Source organism: Microbacterium sp. UBA7513 (assembly GCF_002478345.1).
Taxonomy (GTDB): domain Bacteria; phylum Actinomycetota; class Actinomycetes; order Actinomycetales; family Microbacteriaceae; genus Microbacterium.
Map to the genome: position 1 here is coordinate 226581 of NZ_DLNJ01000007.1, position 21750 is coordinate 248330.

The following is a 21750-nucleotide window of genomic DNA, read 5'->3' on the forward strand; positions in this document are numbered from 1 at the left end:
GGGAACGGCTCGCCGGAGCGGCCGTCGAACAGCTGCGTCTTCCCGCTCGAGTCGATCAGACGGACGCCGTCGCGCGTCGGGAGCGTCGAGTCGAGGAGACCGGAGATCTCCTCCTCGCTCGCACCGTCGAACACCGGGGTCGCGACCTTCGTGCCTGGTGCGGCCTCGAACGCCTCCTGCGGGAGCTTCCCAGCCCACTCCGGAGTGCCCTCGACCTTCCAGCCCTGCTTGGCGATCCACCCGAGGTGGGTCTCCAGCACCTGACCGAAGTTCATTCGTCCAGGGATGCCGAGCGGGTTCAGCACGATGTCGACCGGCGTGCCGTCCGAGAGGAACGGCATGTCCTCGATGGGGAGGATCTTCGCGATGACACCCTTGTTGCCGTGGCGGCCGGCGAGCTTGTCGCCCTCGGTGATCTTGCGCTTCTGGGCGATGTAGACCACGACCCGGCGGTTCACGCCGGAGCCGAGCTCGTCGTCGCCGTCCTCGGCGTTGAACTCCTTGACCGCGATGATGGTGCCCTGCTCACCGTGGGGCACCTTCAGCGACGTGTCGCGGACCTCGCGGCTCTTCTCGTTGAAGATCGCGCGGAGCAGACGCTCCTCGGCCGACAGCTCGGTCTCGCCCTTGGGCGTGACCTTGCCGACGAGGATGTCGCCGGGGCGGACCTCGGCGCCGATGCGGATGATGCCGCGCTCGTCGAGGTCCTTCAGCAGCTCCGGGCTGACGTTGGGGAGGTCACGGGTGATCTCCTCCTTGCCGAGCTTGGTGTCGCGGGCGTCGACCTCGTACTCCTCGATGTGGATCGAGGAGAGGGTGTCGTCCTTCACCAGGTCCTGGCTCAGGATGATGGCGTCCTCGAAGTTGTAGCCCTCCCACGTCATGAACGCGACGAGGAGGTTCTTCCCGAGGGCGAGCTCGCCGTTCTCGGTGGCGGGGCCATCGGCGATGACCTCTCCGACCTCCACGCGCTCACCGGCGTTGACGACGACCTTCTGGTTGTAGGAGGTGCCCTGGTTCGAGCGGTCGAACTTGCGCAGGTGGTACTCCTGCGTCCCGCCCTCGTCGAGCATGACCACGACGCGGTCCGCGGAGACCTCGGAGACGACACCGGCCTTCTCGGCGGTGATCACGTCACCGGCGTCGATGGCGGTGTAGCCCTCCATACCGGTTCCGACGAGCGGCGAGTCGCTGCGCAGCAGCGGCACGGCCTGACGCTGCATGTTGGCGCCCATGAGCGCGCGCTGCGCGTCGTCGTGCTCGAGGAACGGCACGAGCGAGGTCGCGACCGACACCATCTGGCGCGGCGAGACGTCGATGTAGCCGATCTCCTCCGGGAGGAACAGGTCGACCTCACCGCTGCCGCCCTTGGGGCGCGCGAGCACGTGGCTCTCGCGGAAGCGACCCTTCGCATCGAGCGGCGCGTTGGCCTGCGCGATGTTGAAGTCGACCTCCTCGGAGGCGGTCAGGTAGTCGATCTGGTCGGTCACGACACCGTCGACGACCTTGCGGTACGGGGTCTCGATGAAGCCGAACGAGTTGATGCGCGCGAAGGTCGCGAGCGCACCGATCAGACCGATGTTCGGGCCTTCCGGCGTCTCGATCGGGCACATGCGGCCGTAGTGCGAGGGGTGGACGTCACGGACCTCGACGCCGGCGCGGTCGCGGCTCAGACCACCGGGGCCCAGGGCCGACAGACGACGCTTGTTGGTCAGACCCGCGAGCGGGTTGTTCTGGTCCATGAACTGCGACAGCTGCGAGGTTCCGAAGAACTCCTTGATCGCGGCGACGACGGGGCGCACGTTGATCAGGGTCTGCGGCGTGATGGCCTCGATGTCCTGCGTGGTCATGCGCTCGCGGACGACGCGCTCCATGCGGGACAGACCCGTGCGGACCTGGTTCTGGATCAGCTCGCCGACCGCGCGGATGCGACGGTTGCCGAAGTTGTCGATGTCGTCGGTCGCGAGACGGATCTCGGTCTTCTTGCCGCCGCGGATGCCCTCGAAGGTCTCCTCGGTGCCCGCGTGCAGACGCACGAGGTACTTGATCGTGGCGACGATGTCCTGCACCGTCAGCACCGACTCCGTCAGCGGGGTGTCGAGACCCAGCTTGTGGTTGATCTTGTACCGGCCGACCTTGGCGAGGTCGTAGCGCTTCGGGTTGAAGTAGAAGTTGTCGAGCAGCGCGCGGGCGGCCTCGGCGGCCACCTGCTCGCCCGGACGCAGCTTGCGGTAGATGTCGCGCAGCGCGTCTTCCTTGGTGACGATCGTGTCCTTCGCGAGCGTCTCCTCGATGGAGGTGTAGCCGGCGAACTCCGCGAGGATCTCCTCGCTGGTCATGCCCAGAGCCTTGAGGAAGACCGTGACGGACTGCTTGCGCTTGCGGTCGACACGCACACCGACCTGGTCGCGCTTGTCGATCTCGAACTCGAGCCAGGCACCACGGCTCGGGATGACGCGCGCCGAGACGATGTCCTTGTCGGACGTCTTGTCGGGGGTCTTGTCGAAGTAGACACCCGGCGAGCGCACGAGCTGCGAGACGACGACGCGCTCGGAGCCGTTGATGATGAACGTGCCCTTGTCGGTCTGCAGCGGGAAGTCGCCCATGAAGACCGTCTGGGTCTTGATCTCACCCGTGAGGTGGTTCATGAACTCGGCCTCGACGTAGAGCGGGGCCGCGTACGTCTTGCCGCGCTCCTTGCACTCCTCGATGGAGTACTTCTCGGGCTCGAGGTACGGGTTCGTGAACGACAGCTGCATCGTCTCGCCGAGGTCCTCGATCGGGGAGATCTCCTCGAAGATCTCGCCCAGACCGCTGTTCTCGTTCACGTCGGTGCGACCGGCGGCCTTGGCCTCGGCCACGCGCGCCTTCCAGGCGTCGTTGCCGACCAGCCAACCGAAGGACTCGGTCTGCAGGGCGAGAAGGTCGGGGACCGTCAGCGTGTCGGAGATCTTGGCGAACGAGAGACGGGAAGCTCCGCGTCCGTTCTTGGTGGTGGTGGATGTGGATGCGTTGGGAGCAGCAGCCAAGGGAATAACCTCCGTGAGCCCCGCAGGGCTTCTCGATTCCTTTGTCGTCAGGTGGAGTGCGCTCAGAAGCTCACGAGATGCCGACCACCATATGAGGGCAGGGAGAAGCGAGCGCAACTACCAACTATAGACGCGATCTCGCGACATGGCAAGCGCAATCCTTGACCAATCTTCGATGCTGCGGTAATGGGACCGCCGAGACCCCGCTTCCGCGCCGAAACCCCGCCCTCGCCGCGGAGGCAGGGCGGGGTTTCGGCGCGAAACCGGGGTCTCGGGTCAGGGACGATCAGGACGCGATGTTGAGCTCGTTGCCGGGGATCGAGGCGAGGAGGCGGCGCGTGTAGGGGTCGCGGGGGTTCGTGAAGATCTCCTCCGACGACGCAGCCTCCACGAGCTTCCCGTCCTTCATCACGCACACGTAGTCGCTGATGAGCCGCACCACCGCGAGGTCGTGCGAGATGAACAGGTAGCTCAGCCCGTACTCGCGCTGCAGGTCGCCCAGCAGCCGCAGGATCTGGTCCTGCACGAGCACGTCGAGCGCCGACACGGGCTCGTCGCACACGATGAGGTCCGGCGACAGGGCCAGCGCCCGCGCGATCGCGACACGCTGCCGCTGGCCGCCGGAGAGCTCGGACGGGTAGCGCCGCAGCATCGACTGCGGCAGCGCGACGTCGTCCAGGAGCTGCCGCACGCGCGTGCGCCGTTCCGCCCCGCTCCCCCGCTTGTAGAACTCCAGCGGCTCCGCGATCAGACGCTCGATCGTGAACATGGGGTTCAGGCTGGAGTACGGATCCTGGAAGATCGGCTGCACCCGCTGCCGGAAGTCCTTCGTCTCCGCGCGGCTCAGTGTCGAGATGTCCTTGCCCTCGTAGCGGATGAGGCCGCTCGTGGGCTCGATGACCTTGAGCAGCATGCGCGCGGTCGTGGTCTTGCCCGATCCGGACTCCCCCACGATCGCGACGGTCTCCCCACGCGGGATCGCGAGCGAGACGTCGTCGACGGCGACGAAGTCCTCGTGCTTGCCGCGCACCGGGTACACCTTCGTGAGGTTCTCGATCTCGACGATGTTGCCCTTCGACGAGCTCAGGGACCCCGGGGCCGACTGCGACGCTGAGCCTGTCGAAGCGCCGCGGACGAAGGCCTCGGGGCGCAGCCGTGCCACCGCCACCGAGGGCGCCGCCTTCACGAGCGACTGGGTGTACGGATGCTGCGGATCCTCGAGGATCTGCCGCGCGGGGCCCTGCTCCACGACCTTGCCTCGGTGCATCACGATCACCCGCTCGGCGCGTTCCGCCGCGAGCCCGAGGTCGTGCGTGATGAGGAGCACGGCCGTGCCCAGCTCCCTCGTCATCTCGCCGATCTGGTCGAGGATGGTCTGCTGCACCGTCACGTCCAGGGCGCTGGTGGGCTCGTCCGCGATGAGCAGCCGCGGCTTGCACGCCAGCCCGATGGCGATGAGCGCCCGCTGCCGCATGCCCCCGGAGAACTCGTGCGGATACTGCTTGGCCCGGCGCTCCGGATCCGGAAGACCGGCGGCGGTCAGCGCCTCGACGACCTTGGCCTGCACGTTCTGCCGGGTGGCGAGGCCGTGGGCGAGCAGCGTCTCGGCGACCTGGGTGCCGATCTTCGCGACCGGGTTGAGGTTCGACATGGGGTCCTGCGGCACGAGGCCGATGTCCCGTCCGCGGATCGTTCGCAACTCGCTCTCGGAGGCGCGGGAGATGTCCCGCCCGTCGAGCTTGATGCTGCCGGCGGCCACCTTCCCTCCGCCCGCGAGCAGCCCGATGATCGCCATCGCGGTGGTCGACTTGCCGGAACCGGACTCGCCGACGATCGCCACGGTCTCCCCGGGGCGGATCTCGAGGTCGACGCCCTCGACGGCGTGCACGACGCCGTCCATGGTGGCGAAGTCCACCGCCAGGCCCTCGACCGACAGCAGGGGCTCGTCCGCCATGCCGTTCTCCTTCGCGGCGCGCACGGCGCCCTCGTCGCGGATGTTCATCGTGCCCTCGTCCTCGGGTCCATGGCTTCGCGCAGGGCCTCACCGAGCAGGGTGAAGCCGAGCGCGGTGACGGCGATGCAGATGCCGGGGAGGAACGCCAGCCACGGGGCGATCGCCAGCTCCGCCTGCGCGTACGTGAGCATGCGGCCCCATTCGGCCGTCGCGGGGCCGCCGCCGCCGAGGCCGAGGAACGACAGCGCCGCCGCATCGATCACGGCGGTGGCCAGGGTCAGGGTGCCCTGCACGATCACGGGCCCGATCGCGTTCGGGAGGACGTGCGACATCGTGATCCGGCCGCGGCCGAGACCGAGGGTCTGCGCCGAGAGCACGTAGTCGCTGGAGCGCTGCTGGAGCATGGACGCCCGCAGCAGGCGCGCGAAGATCGGCACCTGGGAGGCCCCGATGGCGATCATCACGGCGTACGGCGTCTGTCCGAGGATCGCGGCGATCGACACCGCCAGCAGGAGGTTCGGCACCGAGAGGATGATGTCGACGACGCGCATGATGACCGTGTCGACCCAGCCGCCGAACGTGCCGGCGAGGAGTCCGAGGATCATGCCGCCGACGAGGCCCATCGCGGTGGAGACGACGCCGATCAGCAGCGACGCCTGCGCGCCCCAGATGAGCTTCGACAGCACGTCGCCGCCGAACCGGTCCAGACCGAGCGGGAACTGCGGCAGCTCCCCCGGGCCGGGGATGTGCGTGGGCGTGATCTCCTTCGCCCCCGGGAGCGCGGTCTCGGGGTACGGAGCGAGGACCGGCGCGAGCACCGCGACGAGCAGGAAGAGGAGCACGATGACCGCGCCGATCCACGCCGTCGGATTGTGCCGGAGCCGTCGGAAGACGTCGCGCCAGAAGCCGCCGCCGCCGTCCTTGAGGTCGGCCTGGGCGATCGCGACGGTGTCGATGCTCCCGCCGCTCTCGGCGGACGGGCCCTGTGCGGGTGGGAGGGCGATGCTCATGCGAGCGCCTCCTTTCGGATGAGGGAGGAGGACATCACTGCACCCTCACTCTCGGATCGATGAAGCTGTACGACACGTCCACGGCCAGGTTGATGAGGGCGTAGGCGATCGCGATGAAGATGATGAACCCCTGCAGCACCGGGAAGTCGCGCGTGAAGATGGCCCGCGCGAGGAACGACCCGATGCCGGGGAAGGCGAAGACCGTCTCGGTGAGCACCGCCCCGGAGATGAGCAGTCCGGTCTGCAGACCGATCGTCGTGATGACCGGCAGCATGGCGTTCCGGAGGATGAACCGGCTGCGCAGCGTCGCCGAGCCCACGCCCTTGGCCCGCCCCGTCCGCACGTAGTCGGCGTTCTGCACCTCCAGCACGCTCGCCCTGGTGATGCGGACGATGATCGCGAGCGGGATGGTGCCGAGGGCGAGCGCCGGGAGGATCAGATGGAGGATCGCATCCCACGCGGCGTCGAACTCCCCCGTGATGATGCCGTCCCAGACGTAGAAGCCGGTGGGATGGGTCGCATCGATCCGGGGATCCTGCCGGCCGTCCGAGGGCAGCCACCCCAGCTGGACGGCGAAGACGTACTTGAGGATGAAGGCCAGGAAGAAGACCGGGATCGTGATGCCGATGAGGCTCAGCACGACCGACGCGTGATCGGTGAACTTGCCGTGGCGACGGGCAGCCCAGTACCCGAGCGGGATGCCGACGCCGATCGCGAAGATGAGCGCCGCGACGCTCAGCTCGATCGTCGCGGGGAAACGGCGGAGGAACTCCTCCGTGACCGGCCGGTTGGTCTGGATGGACGTGCCGAAGTCGCCCTGCAGCAGCCGGGTGACCCAGATGAAGTACTGCTCGATGAGGGGCTTGTTGAAGCCGTAGAGCTCGTTGACCCTGGCGATGGCCTCCGGGGTGGCCTTCTCGCCGAGGAGGGCGACCGCGGGGCCGCCGGGGAGGGCCCTGACCCAGGCGAACAGCAGGATGCTGAGCCCGAACAGGGTGGGGATGAGGAACAGCAGTCGCCTGCCGATGGTGCGCAGCACAGAGTTCTCCGTCGATCAGAAGGTACGCCGTGCCCCGGTCCCGCGAGAGCGGAACCGGGGCTCGGCATATCAAATGGTCAGGCCTACTTCGTGAGGACGATGTCCGTGAAGACCTCGTCGTTCACCGGGCTGGCGGGGTAGCTCTCGACGCGCGGGTCGAAGGCGAGCGTCGGCGCGGGGTGAGCGAGCGGGACGCCGGGGATGAACTCCGCGACCATCTCGTTGATGTCCTCGTAGAGCGCCGTCTGGTCGTCGAGGTTGGAGACCCCGCGCGCCTCGGTCAGCGCCTGGAACAGCTCCGGGTTGTCGAAGCCCCACTCGGAGCTCTTCTGTCCGAAGAACACGCCGACGAAGTTGTCGGTGTCGTTGTAGTCGCCGGTCCAGCCGAGCAGGTGGATGCCGTGGTCGGAAGTGCCGGTGGTGCGGTCGAGGTACTCGACCCACTCCTCGGAGACCGGGGTGGTCTCCACGCCGACCTCGGAGAGCTGCGACGACAGGACGGTGTAGATCTGCTCGGGGTCCGGCATGTACGGACGCGAGACGTTGACCGGGTAGTTGAAGTCCAGCGCCAGCGGGTTCGCCTCGTCGTAGCCGGCCTCCGCGAGCAGCTCCTTGGCCTTCTCCGGGTCGTAGTCGTAGGTCGTGACCTCGTCGTTGTAGCCGTTGACCACCGGCGGGACGAACTGCGTCGCCTTCTCGGTGCCCTCCGGGAGGACCTGGCTGATCAGCGCGTCCTTGTCGATCGCGTAGGACAGCGCCTCACGCACCTTCGGGTCCTGCAGCTCCGGGATCGCCTGGTTGAAGGCGAGGTAGAGGATCGTGAACGGGGGACGCGACACCATGGTGAAGTCGTCCTCCTCCAGGGCCTTCGTGTCGGCGGGGCCCACGAGGTCGTAGCCGTCGATGGAGCCCGACTCGAGCGCCTGGCGACGCGCCGTCGGGTCGTCGATGGTGCGGAAGATGATCTCGTCGATCTGGCCGGCCTCGCCCCAGTAGTCGTCGTAGGCCTTGAGCGTGACCTGCTCGCCCGGCGCCCACTCCTCGAACTGGTAGGGGCCTGTGCCGACCGGGTGGCCCATGGCGTACTCGGACAGCTGCGGCGCCTCGGCGGTGCCGCCGACCTCGTCCGCGCCGAACTCCTGCATCGCCGAGGGGCTCTGCATGCCGAAGGCCGGGAGCGACAGCGAGGCGATGAAGCCGGCGAACGGCTTGTTCAACTCGATCGTGACGGAGTTCTCGCCGTCGGGCGTGCAGGACTTGTAGACCGCGTCCTCCGGGTTGGAGGCGTAGCCCTTGAAGAGCTTGTTGTAGTAGTACCCGAAGGCCTCGGAGGCGGCGAGACCGGTCCAGTTGTACCAGCGGTCGAAGTTGGCGCAGACCGCCTCGGCGTTGAACGGGGTGCCGTCCTGGAAGGTCACGCCCTCCTTCAGCGCGAAGGTGTGGGACATGCCGTCCTCGGACGACTCCCACGACTCCGCCAGCAGCGGGGCCGGGTCGGCCGTGCCGGGCTCCGTGCCCACCAGACCCTCGAAGATCTGGCGCGAGACGCGGAAGGTCTCGCCGTCCTGCGCGAACGCCGGGTCGAGGCTCGCGGGATCGGACGAGGCGGCGAAGACGAACGTGCCGTCGACATCACCGGAACCCTCCGACCCGTTGTCCCCGCGCTCGCTGGCGACACATCCGGCGAGAGCGAGAGCGGCGATGGTCGCTCCGGTGATGACGGCGATTCCTCGCCGAGGCATGGCTGACTGGTGCATGGGTGTATGACCTTCCCTGTCGGGCGCTTCCTTGCGCGTCTCCGGGCATCGTCGCCGCGGAGACGGTGATTCCTCGAAGGTACCCAGCGGCCAGGCGGATGCCAAGAGTCCGATGTTGCGATCCGGTATCGACGCGGGGCCGCCCGTGATCCGGTAATGTCCAGAACGTGCCGGACACCACTCCCCGCGTCGTGTGCCTGGGCGAGGGCCTGGTCGCCCTCGTCGCCGCCACCGCCGGACCGCTCGAATCCTGCCGCACGTTCCACCGCTCCCTCGCCGGGGCCGAGTGGAACACCGCGATCGCGCTGGCCTCCGCCGGCATCCGCACCGCGGTCGTGTCCCGCGTCGGCGACGACGGCTTCGGACGCTTCCTCACCGCCGAGCTCCGTGCGCACGGCGTGGACGATCGGGCCGTGGAGGTCGACCCGGTCGCACCGACGGGGATCTACGTCAAGGAGCTCTCACCGCGGGCGGACGGCGCCGTGGAGGGGACGATGCACTACTACCGTGCCGGGTCGGCCGCGGCGGCGCTGTCGCCGGCGTCGCTGGAGTCGCCCGTGGCGGTGGATCTGCTCGCCGCGGCGGCCCTCGTGCACACCTCCGGCATCACGCCTGCGCTTTCGCCCTCCGCACGCGCGGCCCAGGAGGCCCTGGTCGCGGCGCCGCGCCCCGGCCGTCTCGTCAGCTTCGATCTGAACTGGCGCCCCGCGCTGTGGCGGGGCCGGGAAGACGACGGACGCGCCGTCCTCACCGATCTCGCCCACCGCGCCGACGTCCTGTTCTGCACCCGCCCCGACGCCGAGGCCGTGTTCGGGACGAGCGCGCCGGACGACCTGCGCACGCTGTTCCCCGAGCCGCGCTACCTGGTCGTGACCGACCCCGCCGGCGCCGTGGCGTTCGACGGCGCCGAGCGCGCCGCGAGCGATGCCCTCGATGTGCCGGTGGTGGAGACGATCGGGGCGGGCGACGCCTTCGCCGCCGGCTTCCTCGCCGGCGTCCTCACCGGCCTGACGCTGCACGGAAGCCTGGCCCGCGCCCACCGCATCGCGACGCGCGCGATCGCCAGCACGCGCGACCACGTCGACTGATCCGGCGACGGCTCAGTCCGCGTGGCGGCCGTGACGCGGCGGGACCGCGTCGTGCGTGCGCTGCAACGACACTGCGACGTGCTCGCCCCGGTACTGCACGATGCGCACGAACAGCACATCGATGAGCGCGAGCTGCGCGATCCGGCTCGACATGGCGGCCATCCGGTACGGCGATTCCTGCGCCTGGCTGAGGAGCACGACGTCGGCGAGGGCCGCGAGCGGGGAGTCGGCAGCGCTCGTCACGGCCACCGCAAGGGCGCCCGCGGCCCGCGCGACCTCCAGGGCACGGACCGTCTCGGCCGTCTCGCCGCCGTGCGAGAAGGCGATCGCCACATCCGCGGAGGACCGCAGCGCGGCCGCGGTGACCGCGAGGTGCGGATCGGCCGAGTGGGTCACCGAGCAGCCGATCCGGGAGAGCTTGAGCTGGAGGTCCTGGGCGGTCAGCGACGACGCCGCCTGCCCGAACAGGTCGATGTGCCGGGCGACGACCACCGCCCGCGCCACCCGGTCGAGCGCGTCCGCATCGAGGGCCCTGGCCGTCTTCTCGATCGCGTCGATCTCCTGCGCCGCGAGCTTCGCGGCGATCGCCGCCGGTCCGTCGTCCCGGTCGATCGCCGTGGAGTCGAGTCCGAACCGGGCCTGCTGCGCCTGGGCCAGGGTGACCGCCCGCGCGACGGCGACCCTCAGCTCCCGGTAGCCGCTGTAGCCGAGCGACTGCGCGAAGCGCGCGACGGTCGACAGCGAGGTCTGGCAGAGCTGCGCGAGGTCGTTGATCGCGAGATCCACCACGAGGGTGGGGTCTCCGAGGATCCTCTCGGCGACGCGTCCCTCCGCCGCGCTGAGCTTGGGGAGGGAGCGCCGCACCACGGCCAGAACGTCGTCGTCCATGCGCTGATCCCGTCTCAACCGGCGGCGGTCGTCCTCTGTCGCGGCCGGAAGCGGCCGAGGAGCGCGTCCCGCGCGGTCTGAGCGCCGAGCCGGCTGGCGGCGCCGACCTCGACGGTCGGCAGCGGCAGCGGCTCCTGCACGGGCAGGCCGACGTTCACCACGACCGCATCCGGGTCCCGGAGCGCGGTCCGCTCGATCAGCGCCCGCTGCGCCGGCTCGGCATCCGGTCGATCCACGAGGACGACCGTCGTGCCGGTCGCCGCGGCGACCTCGTCGATCACGGCGTCCTGTTCGGCCACGGGGCGTGCGGCCACGTCGAGCCGCACGCGGATGCCGTCTCCCGCGAGCGCCTCCGCGACGTACGATGCGGCGCTGTCCACCGCGAGCGTCGAGCGACGTCGCGCATCGATCACCGCCAGGGCCTCCGCGGCCTCGGGGGCAACGCCGGCGAGCGACACGGACCGACGGACGATCTCGGCGGCGTCGAACGCGGCGGCTCCCTCGTCCGGGGTTGCGCTCATGCGCAGTCGGTTCGCGAGGGCCGACACCCGCGCGGCGGCCTCCTCGACGCGCTCCCGGGAGAGCGAGCCGTCCCGCAGCGCGGCGACGATCCCGTCGCGGGCGGCGAGGAAGTCGCGCCGGTCCTGGTCGGGAAGAGCGGCCTCGCCGGGGTTGGTCGGGTTGCCGATGCACAGCAGGTCGGCACCGGCGGCCAGAGCGAGGGCGGCGCCCCCGCCGAGTCCGACGGTCTCGCGGATCGCGGCCATGTCCAGCGCGTCGGTGATGATGACGCCCCGGAAGCCCCACTCTCGCAGCATGCCGAGCACGCGCGGGTTGAGGGTGGCCGGCTGCGCGCCCCACGCGGGGACGACGATGTGCGCGGTCATGATCGCGTCCACCCCCGCCTCGACGGCGGCGCGGAACGGCTCGAGGTGCACGCGCTCGTACTCGGCCACGTCGAGAGCGATCTCAGGCAGGGCGTGGTGGGAGTCGAGGTGGGTGTCGCCGTGACCGGGGAAGTGCTTGACGCACGCGGCCGCCCCGCCGTCCTGGATGCCGTCGACCGTGGCGACGACGTGACGCGTCACCAGCGCCTCCTCGGCCCCGAACGAGCGCACGCCGATGACGGGGTTGCGCGGGTCGGTGTTGACGTCGGCGACCGGACCGAGCACGACGTTCGCACCGACGGCGCGCACGCGGCGGGCGAGCTCCGCCCCGGTCCGCTCCGACGCGACGACGTCGTCGAGGGCGCCGAGCTGTGCGGCACCGGGGAGGGTGGAGCCGCTTCCGGACTCCAGGCGGGTGACGCTGCCGCCCTCCTCGTCGACGCCGATCAGGGCGTGCGGGTTGGCGTCGACGATCTGCGCACTCAGCGCGGACAGCCCCTCACCGACGTTCTGACCGAAGTACACGACGCCCGCCAGGCCGTCGCGCAGCTCCTCCACGAGCCAGGCGGGGGCCGTGGTGCCGAGGAACCCGGGCCAGAGCACGCCGTTCGCGAGACGTTCAAGCTCGTCGGTCATCCCTTCACCGCCCCGGCGACCATGCCGGCGGAGAGCCGGCGCTGCACGATGACGAAGAAGATCATGACGGGGACGGTGATGATCGTCGAGGCGGCCATGATGCTGCCCCAGTCGTTCGAGTACAAGCCGAAGAACGACTTGAGGCCGATCGAGACCGTGTACTGGTCGGTCTGCGCGCCGAGGATCGTCATGGCGAAGATGAACTCGTTCCACGCCGTGATGAAGCTGAAGATGCTCGTCGCGACGAGGCCGGGCATCACGAGCGGCAGCAGGATGGAGCGGAACATCCGCCACCAGCTCGCGCCGTCGATGTAGGCGGCCTCCTCGAGCTCGACCGGGACGGCCGCGACGAAGCCGCGCAGCATCCAGATGCCGAACGCGAGCGACAGCGCCACGTAGACGACCATCAGGCCGATGATGCTGTTGAGCAGACCGAGGCTCTTGACCTGGAGGAACAGCGGGATGACGAGTGCCTCGAGCGGCACCATCTGCACCACGAGGATCATCATCAGGACCGTGGTGCGGAACTTGAAGCGGAAGCGCGCGACGGCGACCGCCGCGAGCAGGCAGACGATGGCGCTGACGAGGACGGTGACGAGGGCCACGATCGCCGAGTTGCGCAGGTACGTGCCGAAGCCGCCCTCCGTGAGCACGAAGGCGAAGTTGTCCCACGTGAACTCCTGCGGGAGGAGCGACTGACCGCCGCTGGACGCCTTGGCGTCGAACGCACTGGAGACCATCCAGTAGACGGGGAACAGGGTGAAGACGAGGACGGCGGCGACGCCGATGCCGAGTCCGATGCGCGACCGGAGCCTGGGGCGGGGGTTCACAGCTCGTCCTCCTTCATGAGGGAGCGGATGTAGACGATCGTGATGCCGATCAGCACGAGGGTCAGCAGCACGGCCAGCGCGGCGCCGAATCCGTAGCGGTTCTGACCGAACGACTCCACGTACGACCACACGCCGAGGTTGAGCACCTGACGGTTGCCGCCGCTGCCGCCGGGCATGAGGTAGACCTGCGCGAAGACCTTGAAGTCCCAGATCGTCGACAGGATGATGACGACGGAGAAGACGGGCTTGAGTGTCGGGAAGATGATCTTCCAGAAGCGGCGCCATGCGCCGGCTCCGTCGAGCGCCGCAGCCTCGAGCATCTCCTTCGAGACGCCCAGGAGCCCGGCGAGCACGGTGATGGCCACGAACGGGAAGCCGTGGTGGACGACGTTCAGCAGCACGATCGCGTAGAACGACCACTGGTTGGTGAACCAGTTGACCTGGCCGTCGATGAGGCCGAGGTCCTGCAGGACGCTGTTGAAGATGCCGCGGTCGGCATCGAAGATGAAGGTCCAGACGTACGTTCCGGTCACGGCGGGCATCGCCCACGCGACCATGATGCAGCTGGAGACGATGGTGCGCCACACGGTACCCAGGCGCGCCAGCAGCAGCGCCACGAGGGTTCCGAGTGCGACGGTGGTGAACACCGCGACGGCCGCGAAGCCGACCGTGTTGGGGAGCACCACCGTCCACAGGGTCGGATTGGTGAGCGCCTCGGCGTAGTTGGCCAGCCCGATCCAGTTGCTCTCACCGGTGTTGATCTCGCGCAGACCGTAGTCCTGCAGCGAGTAGAGGAACACCTGCACGAGCGGCCAGAGCATGAGCCCCGCGAGGATGATCAGCCCGGGGGCGAGGAGGAGCCAGGGGCGGGCCGTGACGATCGAGAGACCCCGACGCTTCCGGCCGCCGGCCACGGAGGCGGAGGAGGGCTCCGCCTTCGTGGCCGGCAGTGGCGCTTGCACCATCGACATGGAAGGAGTGGTTCCTTACTGGTTGAGCAGTTCGGTCATCTCGGCGGCGGCGTCCTTCGTCGCGGTCGCGACGTCCTTCTGCCCGCTGAGGATGGCCTGGATCATGGCGTTGGTGGTCTTCTTCGCCTGCACGGCGCCGAAGTTCGGCGTGACCGGGACGGACGCGCCGCCGTCGACCATCTGCTCGGCGAACGGAGCGACCAGCGGGTCGGTCGAGGCGAGGGCCTCCTCCATCGCGGACTGGACGCCCGGGAAGTAGCCGGTCTCGTCGGACCACTGCTCGGCGAACTCACCGGTGGTCATGAGCTTGACGAACTCCCACGCGAGGTCGGCGTTCTTCGTGGTGTTGAACACCGACAGGTGCGAGCCGCCGAGCACGGACGGAGCGATGCCGCCGTCCTGGCCGGGGATCACGGCCGCGCCGATCTTGCCCTCGAGCTCGGGGTTGGCCTCGATGAGCGCGTTCGGCGTCCACGAGCCGGAGAGCATCATCGCGACGTTGCCCTGCGTGAAGGCGTCCCGGAGGTCGGTCTCCTTCCAGGTGGTCGCACCGGCCGACGAGAAGCCGTGCTCGGTGGCCAGGCCCGTGTAGAACTCGATGCCGGCCTGCGACTTGGCGCTGTCGAGCTCGCTGGTCCAGGTGTCGCCGTCCTTCGTGGCGATCTCGCCGCCGGCGCCCCAGACCCAGGGGTAGACCTGGAACTCGGCGTCACCTGCGACGGGGAAGGGCAGCATGTCGGGCTTGGCGGCCTTGATGGCCTCGCCCGCGGCGACGATGTCGTCCCAGGTCTTCGGAGCCTCGAGACCGAGCTCCTCGAAGACGTCGGTGCGGTAGACGATGGAGCGGACACCCGCGTACCACGGCATGCCGTAGAGCTCGTCCTCGTAGGTGCCGGCGACGGCGAGGCCCTCGACGAGGTCGTCGCGCAGGCCGTCCTCGGCGTCGACGTACTCGTCGAGCGGGAGGAGCGCGCCGGCGTCGGCGAACTCGGCGGTCCAGGTGGTGCCGGTCTCGGCGATGTCCGGGGTGGTGCCGCCGGCGATCGAGGTGACGAAGCGGTCGTGGGCGTCGGCCCACTGGATCTCCTCGATGGTGACCTTCGCGCCGGTCTCCTCTTCGAAGGCGTCCGACACCTTGTCGTAGAAGGCGGTCGCGTCGGGGTTGGTCCCCTTCATGATCCAGACCGTCAGCTCCTGGCCCTCGCCGTTGGTCGAGCCGTTGTCGCCGCTGCCGCCGGCGCAGCCGGCCAGAGCGATCGTGACAGCGGCGCCGAGCGCCACCGCCGGAAGAATGCGCTTGTGCATGGGGGGATCTCCTCTTTGAAAGTCCAGGTGTGCATCGGGTGCGTACCGGGGATAGGAAAAAGTATTCACGACTAACTAATTCCCTGCAAGTTCCTCCCAGAATCGTCATACCGCCGTAACATCAGGCCTCCGGGGTAGGCTCCCCGCATGCCCCGCCGTGGATCAGACGCCGACCGCCCTCCGCTCCCCCGGCACGCACCGCCGTCGACGCGCGGCCGGACCTCTCGGATTCTGCGGGGCCTCGGGATCGGGCTCGCCGTCGTCCTCGTCTCCACCGTGGCGGTCGCGGGATTCCTCGTCTGGGACGTCTTCAACCGCGTGGGCGACGGGGCCGTCACCCTGGAGGGCGCCCCGCAGGTCGACCCGCCCACCCTCGGCGCGTATCCCGACGACAAGGCCTTCAGCCTCCTCATCGTGGGGACGGACGAGTGCGGCCCGAAGGCCACCGCACTCTTCGACGAACGCTGCGCCGAGGCGGACGGACTCAGTCGGAACGACGTGAACCTCCTCGTGCACGTCTCCGCCGCACCCCGGAACGTGACCGTCGTCTCGCTCCCCCGCGACCTCGGCGTCCCCGTACCGGAGTGCACCCGTGAGGACGGCTCCGTCGCATCCGCGATGGAGAAGGCATCGATGAACTCGCTGTTCGAGCACGCCGGCCTCTCCTGCATCGCGAAGACCGTGAGCGAACTAGGCGACATCCCCATCGAGTTCGCCGCCAAGATCAGCTTCGACGGCGTCATGGCCGTCACGGATGCGATCGGCGGCGTCGAGGTCTGCATCGCCGGCGACGGCATCCGAGATCGTCACACCGGCATCGACTGGCCCGCGGGCATGCGGACGGTCTCGGGCGTGGAAGCCCTCCAGTTCATCCGCACCCGGCACGGCGTGGGGGACGAGAGCGATCTCGCGCGCATCTCCAACCAGCAGCAGTACATGTCACGGCTGGCCAAGAAGGTGCTCAGCGAGGACACTCTGACCGACATCCCCAAGGTGCTTCGACTGACGAACGCCATCGCCGACAACATCGATCCCAGCGATGAGCTCGCCGACCCGCTGCGCCTGGCCCAGCTCACACTCGCCCTCAAGGATGTGAACTTCAGCGACTTCGTGTTCGTGCAGTACCCGAACATCGCCGATCCGTTCGACGACGACAAGGTCGTGCCGGACGAGGCGGCCGCGGCCGCCCTGTGGGACGCGGTGCGAGCCGGGCAGCCGCTCCAGCTCACCGGCGACGTGACGACGCACCGCGGCGTCGAGCTCGTCACCCCCGCTCCCACGGCGCCCACGACGCCGGAGACGGAATCCACTCCCGAAACGACCGCGACGCCGGACCCGCGCGCGACGCTCCCGCCGGAGGTGTCGGGGCAGACCCTCGAGCAGGAGACCTGCGCGGTGGGCAACCAGCGCTGACCCTGGTCCGCGCGGCGTAGGCTCGACGGCATGGGACGGACGCGATCACGGGACGCCGAGCACCCGCAGACCCGCCTCGACCACGGCGGCCTCGCCCGGATCGTCCCGTCGGAGTTCACGAGCGGCTACGAGCTCGTCGTGGACGACACCCCGCAGTCGCACGTCGACCTCGACGACCCCACGCACCTGCACTTCGAGTACATCGTGCGGATGGGGGCGGTGATCGACCAGCTCCACCCCGGTCCGCTCACCGCGGTGCACCTCGGAGCCGGTGCCCTGACCATCCCCCGGTACATCGATGCGACCCGCCCCGGGTCACGCCAGCAGGTCATCGAGCTGGAGGCTCCGCTGGTGCAGCTCGTCCGCGAGCACCTCCCGCTGCCGAAGGGGGCGGCCATCCGGCTGCGGATCGGCGATGCGAGGGAGGGGGTCCGGAAGCTCCCGTCGGCGCTGGTCGGCACGGTCGACCTCGTCGTCTCGGATGTGTACTCGGGCGCGCAGACGCCCGCCCACCTCACGAGCGTGGAGTTCTACCGGGAGCTCGCCGCGCTGCTCGCCCCCGGCGGTGTCCTGCTCGTCAACGTGGCCGACGGCCCCGGTCTCGCGTTCGCCCGTCGCCAGGCCGCGACCATCGCCGAGGTGCTCCCGGAGATCGGGATCCTCGCTGACACCCAGGTGCTCAAGGGCCGCCGCTTCGGCAACCTCGTCGTGGCCGCCTCCGCCGCCCCTCTCCCGACGGAGTGGCTGCCCCGGATGCTCGCCGCGGGTCCGCATCCCGCGAAGATCGCCCAGGGGGACGAGGCCCGCGCCTTCCTCCAGGGCGCCCGGATCGTCACGGACGCCGACGCCGTCGCGTCCCCGCGGCCCGATGCCTCGCTGTTCCTGCGCTGACGTGGCGCGCCGCCCCGAGGAGCACGGAAGCGGCAGGCAGACTGGACGGGGACAGGTGCGGGGACGCGCGGAAGGAGAGCAATGAGTTTGATCCGGGGATACGACCAGGAGAGCCTCCGCGAACGGGTCGATCTCGATGAGTGCGCCGCTCGCCTGGCCGAGATCGAGGAGCAGCGCAGCCTTCCCGCCCTGCTCGAGCGGGTCTGGCTGCTCAAGGTGCTGGGACGCCTCGACGACGCCCTCGCGCTCGCCGACGAAGCCGTGCGGCAGGCCCGGATGGCCGGCACCCGCAAGGACGTGCTCCGCGCTCGGGTGCTGCACGCGACGATCCTGCAGTACCGGGGCGCATACGCCGCCGCCGAGCAGGAGCTGGCGACCTGCGCCGCGGAGGCGGAGGGGCAGCGCTGGCTGTCGATCGCCGCTTTCGCCTATCAGCACCACGGCAAGAACGCCTACGACGCCGAGGACTACGAGACTGCGCGGGAGAGCTTCAAGCAGTCGCTCTTCCTGCGGCGCGAGTCCGGCGCGGAGGACCGGGAGCTGGAAACCGTGCTCCTCGCCATCGAGGCCGTGGAGCGCCGTCGTCCGGCGCAACTCGTCGCGGGCTGACGCCGATGCGCCCGAGTGTCCGCGGCATGCCTTAGCCTGAGCGCATGGCGGAACTTGACCGCGTGCGCGTCTGGGGCGAGGCACTGATCCGGTTGCATCTCGACGACAGCTGGTCGTTCGACTTCGACCACGCCAAGCGTCGCGCCGGCCAGTGCGACTACACACGCAAGCGCATCACCGTGTCGCGGTATCTCGCCGCCCGCTTCGAGGACGACGAGATCCATCAGGTGCTCCTGCACGAGGTGGCCCACGCCCTCGCCGGGCACCAGGCCGCCCACGGCCCCGCCTGGAAGCGCGTGGCGCGCGACCTGGGCTATGTCGGCGGCACGACGCACCGCGGGGAGACCGCCGTCGAGCTCGCCCCGTGGGTGGGCCGCTGCCCGGCCGGTCACGTCACGTATCGACACCGCCGACCGAGCCGAGCGACGTCCTGCGCCCGGTGCTCCCGCACGTTCGATGCCCAGCACCTCTTCGCCTGGACGCGCCGCGAGATCACGACCGACGCCCGCCTCGCCGCGCAGGCCCCCCGCTGAGGGCCGAGGGAGCGGGGTCGCCCAGTCAGACGGCTGAACCGCCGGAGCGCGGCTGCTCTTCGGACGCGAAGCCGTCCTCCTCGGCCGGCGCGGCGCCGCGGTGGCCGCGGCTTCGACGGACGAGCGCGGTGAGACCACGCCAGCCGAGCAGGAACACAGCGAGCACGAGCGTCGCCACGATGATGAAGGGCACCTCCGCGGTGTCTCCGCTGAGCAGCCGCAGCAGCATGCCGCCGACGACCGTCACCGCCCAGACGACCGCACCCCAGGACAGCGACCACGGCCGACGCGGCCGCCCAGGGAGCAGCAGCGCGGCGGCGTGTCCCAGCAGCAGGGCCACGAGGAAGGGCCAGGCCGTGAGGAGGAACCCTGCCGGGTCCTCCTGGTGGGAGGCGCGGCCGATGGCGGCGAAGACGAGGACGAGGACGGCGTCGACGAGGAGTGCGGGGAGGAACCTCATTCCTCGACCCTACGCGGATCGCGTGCTCACTCGAAGCGCGTGAACCGCCCGTCGCGCAGAACGGGGACGGCGTCCACCGCGTCCAGGACGGCGGCGTCCGCGGTGCTGGTCGGCACCAGTCCGGCGGCCCGCATCCGCTGGGTCGCCGAGACCCCGGCCTGCAGCTCGCGACCGGAGCCCGTCGCCCCGATCAGGTGCTTCAGTGCACGACGCAGCGCGCGGAAGCCCTCCGCGGCCACGGCGGCGTCCGGGGCGGTGTGGTCGATGCCGAGATCGGTGAGCGCCGCGGCGATCGCTCCGGCCCCGAGCTGGTCCTCCACGGCGACGCGCAGCTCCCCCGCGGCGTCGAGCTCGCCGGCCGGGATCAGCGCCACCGAGGTGCGACCCTGGCGGCGTTCCTGCTCCACCTGCACGGCCCTCGCCACGGCACCGGCGTTGCGGATCGCGCCCAGCAGGACCGTGGCCCCGCTCGGGGCGGCGGCTGCCACCGCCGCCCCGTTCCGCGACCAGTCGAGCGCTCCGGCCAGCTCGACCTCCGCTCCCCCGGCCACCGCATCGGCGACCGTCGAGGAGAACCGGAGGACGTCGATCACCACGACGACGTCGGCCGGCGCGAGGCGGGCGAGCCCGGACACCCCCCAGTCGAGTCGGACCTGGTACGGGGACTGATCGAACGGCGACGGCATCCGTCCAGCCTAGAGCCGTCAGTCCGCGGCGAGTGCCTCGACCGGGGCCACGCGGGTCGCCAGTCGGGTCGGCGTCGCGGCAGCCACGAGCGTGAGCAGCGCGGTCGCGGCGACGATGATCACCACCGGCAGCCACGGCACCTGCGGGGCGACGAGTCCCGCGGGCGTGAACTCCGGCAGGACCGGCACGGAGCCGAGCAGCGACTGGGCCGCGATCCACCCGTAGAGCACCCCGAGCACGAGACCGGTGAGGGTCGCCGCCACCGTGATGTGCGTCGCCTCCAGCAGCACCATGCGTCGCACCTGGCGGTTGGACAGACCGATCGAGCGCAGCAGTCCGAGCTCACGGCGCCGCTGCACGACGCCGATGGTGAGGAGATTGACGAGGCCGACAGCGGCGATCACGGCCGAGACGGCGACGAGCACCATCATGATCGCGGCGAACGCATCGTACGGGGCGAAGAACTCCGGTGGGATCTCCTCAGTCGTCTGGCTCGTCATGAGGCGCTTCGACGACTCCAGCGCCACCGCGAACATCGTCACCAGGGTCACACCCATGACGACGCCGATGGCCATCCGCGACGACCGCTCCGGGTACCGCAGGGCGTTCTCAGCCGCGAGACGCGCGGTCGCGCTCGACCCGAACAGGCGCCCCACGAGGCGGAGCACCGGAGGCATGAACAGCACGGACCCCAGAGCGAGCCCGGTGAAGGAGAGGATGCCGCCGAAGAACGCGACCACGACGCCGAGCGGTGTGACCAGTCCGAGGACGACGCCGCCGGCGAGCAGAGCCGCGCCGGAGATCAGCAGGACCCAGGCCCCGACATGGCGGCCCTTGCGCCCGGAGACCTCGTCACGGGTGCGCTCGACGGCACCGCCCAGAGCCTGCAGCGGCGTCACCGCGAGCACGCGACGCGACCCCACCCAGGCGGCCGCCCAGGTGGTGAGCGCGACACCGACCGCCGGGAGGGCGAGAGCGGGCTGGGCGAGCGAGAAGGACGACGGCGCGGTGGCGACGAGCTGTCCGCCGAGCTGGACGGCCGCCGCGGAGAGGAGGAGTCCGGCGAGCAGGCCGAGCCCCGCGCCGAGGAGCCCGACGACGAGCCCCTGCCGGCCGACCTCCGCCCGCTGCGCACGAGCCGTCGCCCCGATGAGTCGCATGAGCGCGATCTGCCGGGTGCGGCCCGCGATGATCGTCGAGAACGTGTTCGCCGTGACGATCGCGGCCACGTACATCGCGACGGCGGTGAGCAGCACCGACAGGATCGCGACGACGACCGCGAGCGTGCCGCTGTCGCCGATGAACGGATCGGCCTGGAGCACGGCGCCGATGTAGGCCGTGATCTCGACGAGGAAGACGCCGAACGCGGACGAGAGCGCGGCGACGAGGACGCTCGCGCCCATACCGCGGTCGCGGAGCCAGGCCAGCCGGGGACCGGTCGTCCGCGTCTCCGGGACGACCGTGGCGAGCGCGGTCATGCCGACACCTCCGCGGCGAGCATGTAGGCCGAGATCTGCTCCGCGGTCTGCCGCGGGTGATCCGCCACGATCCGGCCGTCGCCGAGGTAGAGGACCCGGTCGGCGTGGCTCGCCGCGATCGCGTCATGCGTGACCATCGCGATGGACTGGCCGTGCTCCCGGCTCGCGGCCGCGAGCAGGCGCAGCACCTCCCGTCCGGTCTGGGAGTCGAGGTTGCCCGTTGGCTCGTCCGCGAACACGAGGTCGGGAGCGGTGGCGAGCGCCCGGGCGATCGCGACGCGCTGC

General features: G+C 70.1%; 18 protein-coding genes and 1 pseudogene. 5 read left to right on the forward strand and 14 right to left on the reverse strand.

Translation table 11 applies throughout. The features are described from left to right. From B2W79_RS03935 to B2W79_RS03955, 5 genes are all read right to left on the reverse strand, one after another. On the reverse strand, positions 1-3029 hold a 3029-nt coding region (locus B2W79_RS03935), incomplete at its 3' end, for a DNA-directed RNA polymerase subunit beta (RefSeq protein ID WP_292787304.1). Positions 3030-3315: 286 nt separating this feature from the next. Beyond that, positions 3316-5031, reverse strand: coding sequence for an ABC transporter ATP-binding protein (locus B2W79_RS03940; RefSeq protein WP_292787307.1), 1716 nt, complete (start codon positions 5029-5031; stop codon positions 3316-3318). Continuing rightward, positions 5028-5993 (reverse strand): ABC transporter permease, encoded by a 966-nt coding sequence (locus tag B2W79_RS03945; protein WP_071327550.1) that lies wholly within the window; start codon positions 5991-5993, stop codon positions 5028-5030. Before B2W79_RS03945 ends, B2W79_RS03940 begins: the two co-directional genes overlap by 4 nt. Positions 5994-6027: 34 nt before the next feature. Beyond that, the gene (locus B2W79_RS03950; RefSeq protein WP_060922593.1) at positions 6028-7032 is read right to left on the reverse strand and encodes an ABC transporter permease; all 1005 of its coding nucleotides are present in this window, start codon (positions 7030-7032) and stop codon (positions 6028-6030) included. 83 nt (positions 7033-7115) lie between these two features. Further along, positions 7116-8789 (reverse strand): ABC transporter substrate-binding protein, encoded by a 1674-nt coding sequence (locus B2W79_RS03955; RefSeq protein WP_071327551.1) that lies wholly within the window; start codon positions 8787-8789, stop codon positions 7116-7118. Positions 8790-8956: 167 nt separating this feature from the next. Between B2W79_RS03955 and B2W79_RS03960 the strand changes: the two genes are divergently transcribed. Further along, a complete protein-coding gene (locus B2W79_RS03960) occupies positions 8957-9877 on the forward strand; it encodes a sugar kinase (protein ID WP_071327552.1) in 921 nt (306 codons plus the stop codon). A 12-nt stretch (positions 9878-9889) separates the two neighbouring features. Here the strand turns inward: B2W79_RS03960 and B2W79_RS03965 are convergent, their stop codons facing one another. Genes B2W79_RS03965 through B2W79_RS03985 form a run of 5 tightly spaced genes read right to left on the reverse strand, consistent with a single transcriptional unit; the run spans position 9890 to position 15394 of the window. Further along, on the reverse strand, positions 9890-10765 hold the full coding sequence (locus B2W79_RS03965) for a MurR/RpiR family transcriptional regulator (protein WP_071327553.1): 876 nt from the start codon (positions 10763-10765) through the stop codon (positions 9890-9892). A gap of 14 nt (positions 10766-10779) precedes the next feature. Beyond that, complete coding sequence (locus tag B2W79_RS03970) at positions 10780-12288, reverse strand: glycoside hydrolase family 3 protein (RefSeq protein WP_292787332.1); 1509 nt, start codon at positions 12286-12288, stop codon at positions 10780-10782. Next, complete coding sequence (locus B2W79_RS03975; RefSeq protein ID WP_025104419.1) at positions 12285-13118, reverse strand: carbohydrate ABC transporter permease; 834 nt, start codon at positions 13116-13118, stop codon at positions 12285-12287. Before B2W79_RS03975 ends, B2W79_RS03970 begins: the two co-directional genes overlap by 4 nt. After that, positions 13115-14089 (reverse strand): carbohydrate ABC transporter permease, encoded by a 975-nt coding sequence (locus B2W79_RS03980; RefSeq protein ID WP_025104420.1) that lies wholly within the window; start codon positions 14087-14089, stop codon positions 13115-13117. Before B2W79_RS03980 ends, B2W79_RS03975 begins: the two co-directional genes overlap by 4 nt. A 15-nt stretch (positions 14090-14104) precedes the next feature. Further along, entirely contained in the window at positions 14105-15394 is a 1290-nt protein-coding gene (locus B2W79_RS03985; RefSeq protein ID WP_292787337.1) for a sugar ABC transporter substrate-binding protein, read from the reverse strand. A 147-nt stretch (positions 15395-15541) separates the two neighbouring features. Here B2W79_RS03985 and B2W79_RS03990 point away from each other — a divergent pair, with 147 nt between their 5' ends. The 4 genes from B2W79_RS03990 to B2W79_RS04005 all read left to right on the forward strand — a co-directional run bounded on the left by B2W79_RS03990 (position 15542) and on the right by B2W79_RS04005 (position 18840). Next, complete coding sequence (locus B2W79_RS03990) at positions 15542-16807, forward strand: LCP family protein (protein WP_292787340.1); 1266 nt, start codon at positions 15542-15544, stop codon at positions 16805-16807. Positions 16808-16837: 30 nt separating this feature from the next. After that, positions 16838-17698 carry a spermidine synthase gene (locus B2W79_RS03995; protein ID WP_292787343.1) on the forward strand — a complete coding sequence of 287 codons (861 nt, stop codon included), beginning with the start codon at positions 16838-16840 and terminating at the stop codon, positions 17696-17698. Between the two features lie 81 nt (positions 17699-17779). Next, positions 17780-18307, forward strand: coding sequence for a hypothetical protein (locus B2W79_RS04000; RefSeq protein ID WP_071327558.1), 528 nt, complete (start codon positions 17780-17782; stop codon positions 18305-18307). Between the two features lie 44 nt (positions 18308-18351). Beyond that, positions 18352-18840 carry a SprT-like domain-containing protein gene (locus B2W79_RS04005; protein WP_025104425.1) on the forward strand — a complete coding sequence of 163 codons (489 nt, stop codon included), beginning with the start codon at positions 18352-18354 and terminating at the stop codon, positions 18838-18840. 25 nt (positions 18841-18865) lie between these two features. Here B2W79_RS04005 and B2W79_RS04010 read toward each other — a convergent pair whose 3' ends face one another. From B2W79_RS04010 to B2W79_RS04025, 4 genes and pseudogenes are all read right to left on the reverse strand, one after another. Beyond that, positions 18866-19300, reverse strand: coding sequence for a DUF3054 domain-containing protein (locus tag B2W79_RS04010; protein ID WP_071327559.1), 435 nt, complete (start codon positions 19298-19300; stop codon positions 18866-18868). Between the two features lie 26 nt (positions 19301-19326). After that, on the reverse strand, positions 19327-19986 hold the full coding sequence (locus B2W79_RS04015; RefSeq protein ID WP_071327560.1) for a 2-phosphosulfolactate phosphatase: 660 nt from the start codon (positions 19984-19986) through the stop codon (positions 19327-19329). Between the two features lie 18 nt (positions 19987-20004). After that, positions 20005-21465, reverse strand: a complete 1461-nt coding sequence (locus B2W79_RS04020; protein WP_292787348.1) for an ABC transporter permease — start codon at positions 21463-21465, stop codon at positions 20005-20007. Further along, a pseudogene (locus B2W79_RS04025) lies at positions 21462-21750 on the reverse strand (ABC transporter ATP-binding protein); the annotation flags it as partial. The pseudogene B2W79_RS04025 and the gene B2W79_RS04020, both read right to left, overlap by 4 nt.

Bases quoted from the DNA above. Each gene is read 5' to 3' on its own strand.
- B2W79_RS03940 (WP_292787307.1), bottom strand. From the start codon at position 5,031: ATGAACATCCGCGACGAGGGCGCCGTGCGCGCCGCGAAGGAGAACGGC.
- B2W79_RS03945 (WP_071327550.1), bottom strand. From the start codon at position 5,993: ATGAGCATCGCCCTCCCACCCGCACAGGGCCCGTCCGCCGAGAGCGGC.
- B2W79_RS03955 (WP_071327551.1), bottom strand. From the start codon at position 8,789: ATGCACCAGTCAGCCATGCCTCGGCGAGGAATCGCCGTCATCACCGGA.
- B2W79_RS03965 (WP_071327553.1), bottom strand. From the start codon at position 10,765: ATGGACGACGACGTTCTGGCCGTGGTGCGGCGCTCCCTCCCCAAGCTC.
- B2W79_RS03970 (WP_292787332.1), bottom strand. From the start codon at position 12,288: ATGACCGACGAGCTTGAACGTCTCGCGAACGGCGTGCTCTGGCCCGGG.
- B2W79_RS03980 (WP_025104420.1), bottom strand. From the start codon at position 14,089: ATGTCGATGGTGCAAGCGCCACTGCCGGCCACGAAGGCGGAGCCCTCC.
- B2W79_RS03985 (WP_292787337.1), bottom strand. From the start codon at position 15,394: ATGCACAAGCGCATTCTTCCGGCGGTGGCGCTCGGCGCCGCTGTCACG.
- B2W79_RS03990 (WP_292787340.1), top strand. From the start codon at position 15,542: ATGCCCCGCCGTGGATCAGACGCCGACCGCCCTCCGCTCCCCCGGCAC.
- B2W79_RS03995 (WP_292787343.1), top strand. From the start codon at position 16,838: ATGGGACGGACGCGATCACGGGACGCCGAGCACCCGCAGACCCGCCTC.
- B2W79_RS04000 (WP_071327558.1), top strand. From the start codon at position 17,780: ATGAGTTTGATCCGGGGATACGACCAGGAGAGCCTCCGCGAACGGGTC.
- B2W79_RS04005 (WP_025104425.1), top strand. From the start codon at position 18,352: ATGGCGGAACTTGACCGCGTGCGCGTCTGGGGCGAGGCACTGATCCGG.
- B2W79_RS04010 (WP_071327559.1), bottom strand. From the start codon at position 19,300: ATGAGGTTCCTCCCCGCACTCCTCGTCGACGCCGTCCTCGTCCTCGTC.
- B2W79_RS04015 (WP_071327560.1), bottom strand. From the start codon at position 19,986: ATGCCGTCGCCGTTCGATCAGTCCCCGTACCAGGTCCGACTCGACTGG.
- B2W79_RS04020 (WP_292787348.1), bottom strand. From the start codon at position 21,465: ATGACCGCGCTCGCCACGGTCGTCCCGGAGACGCGGACGACCGGTCCC.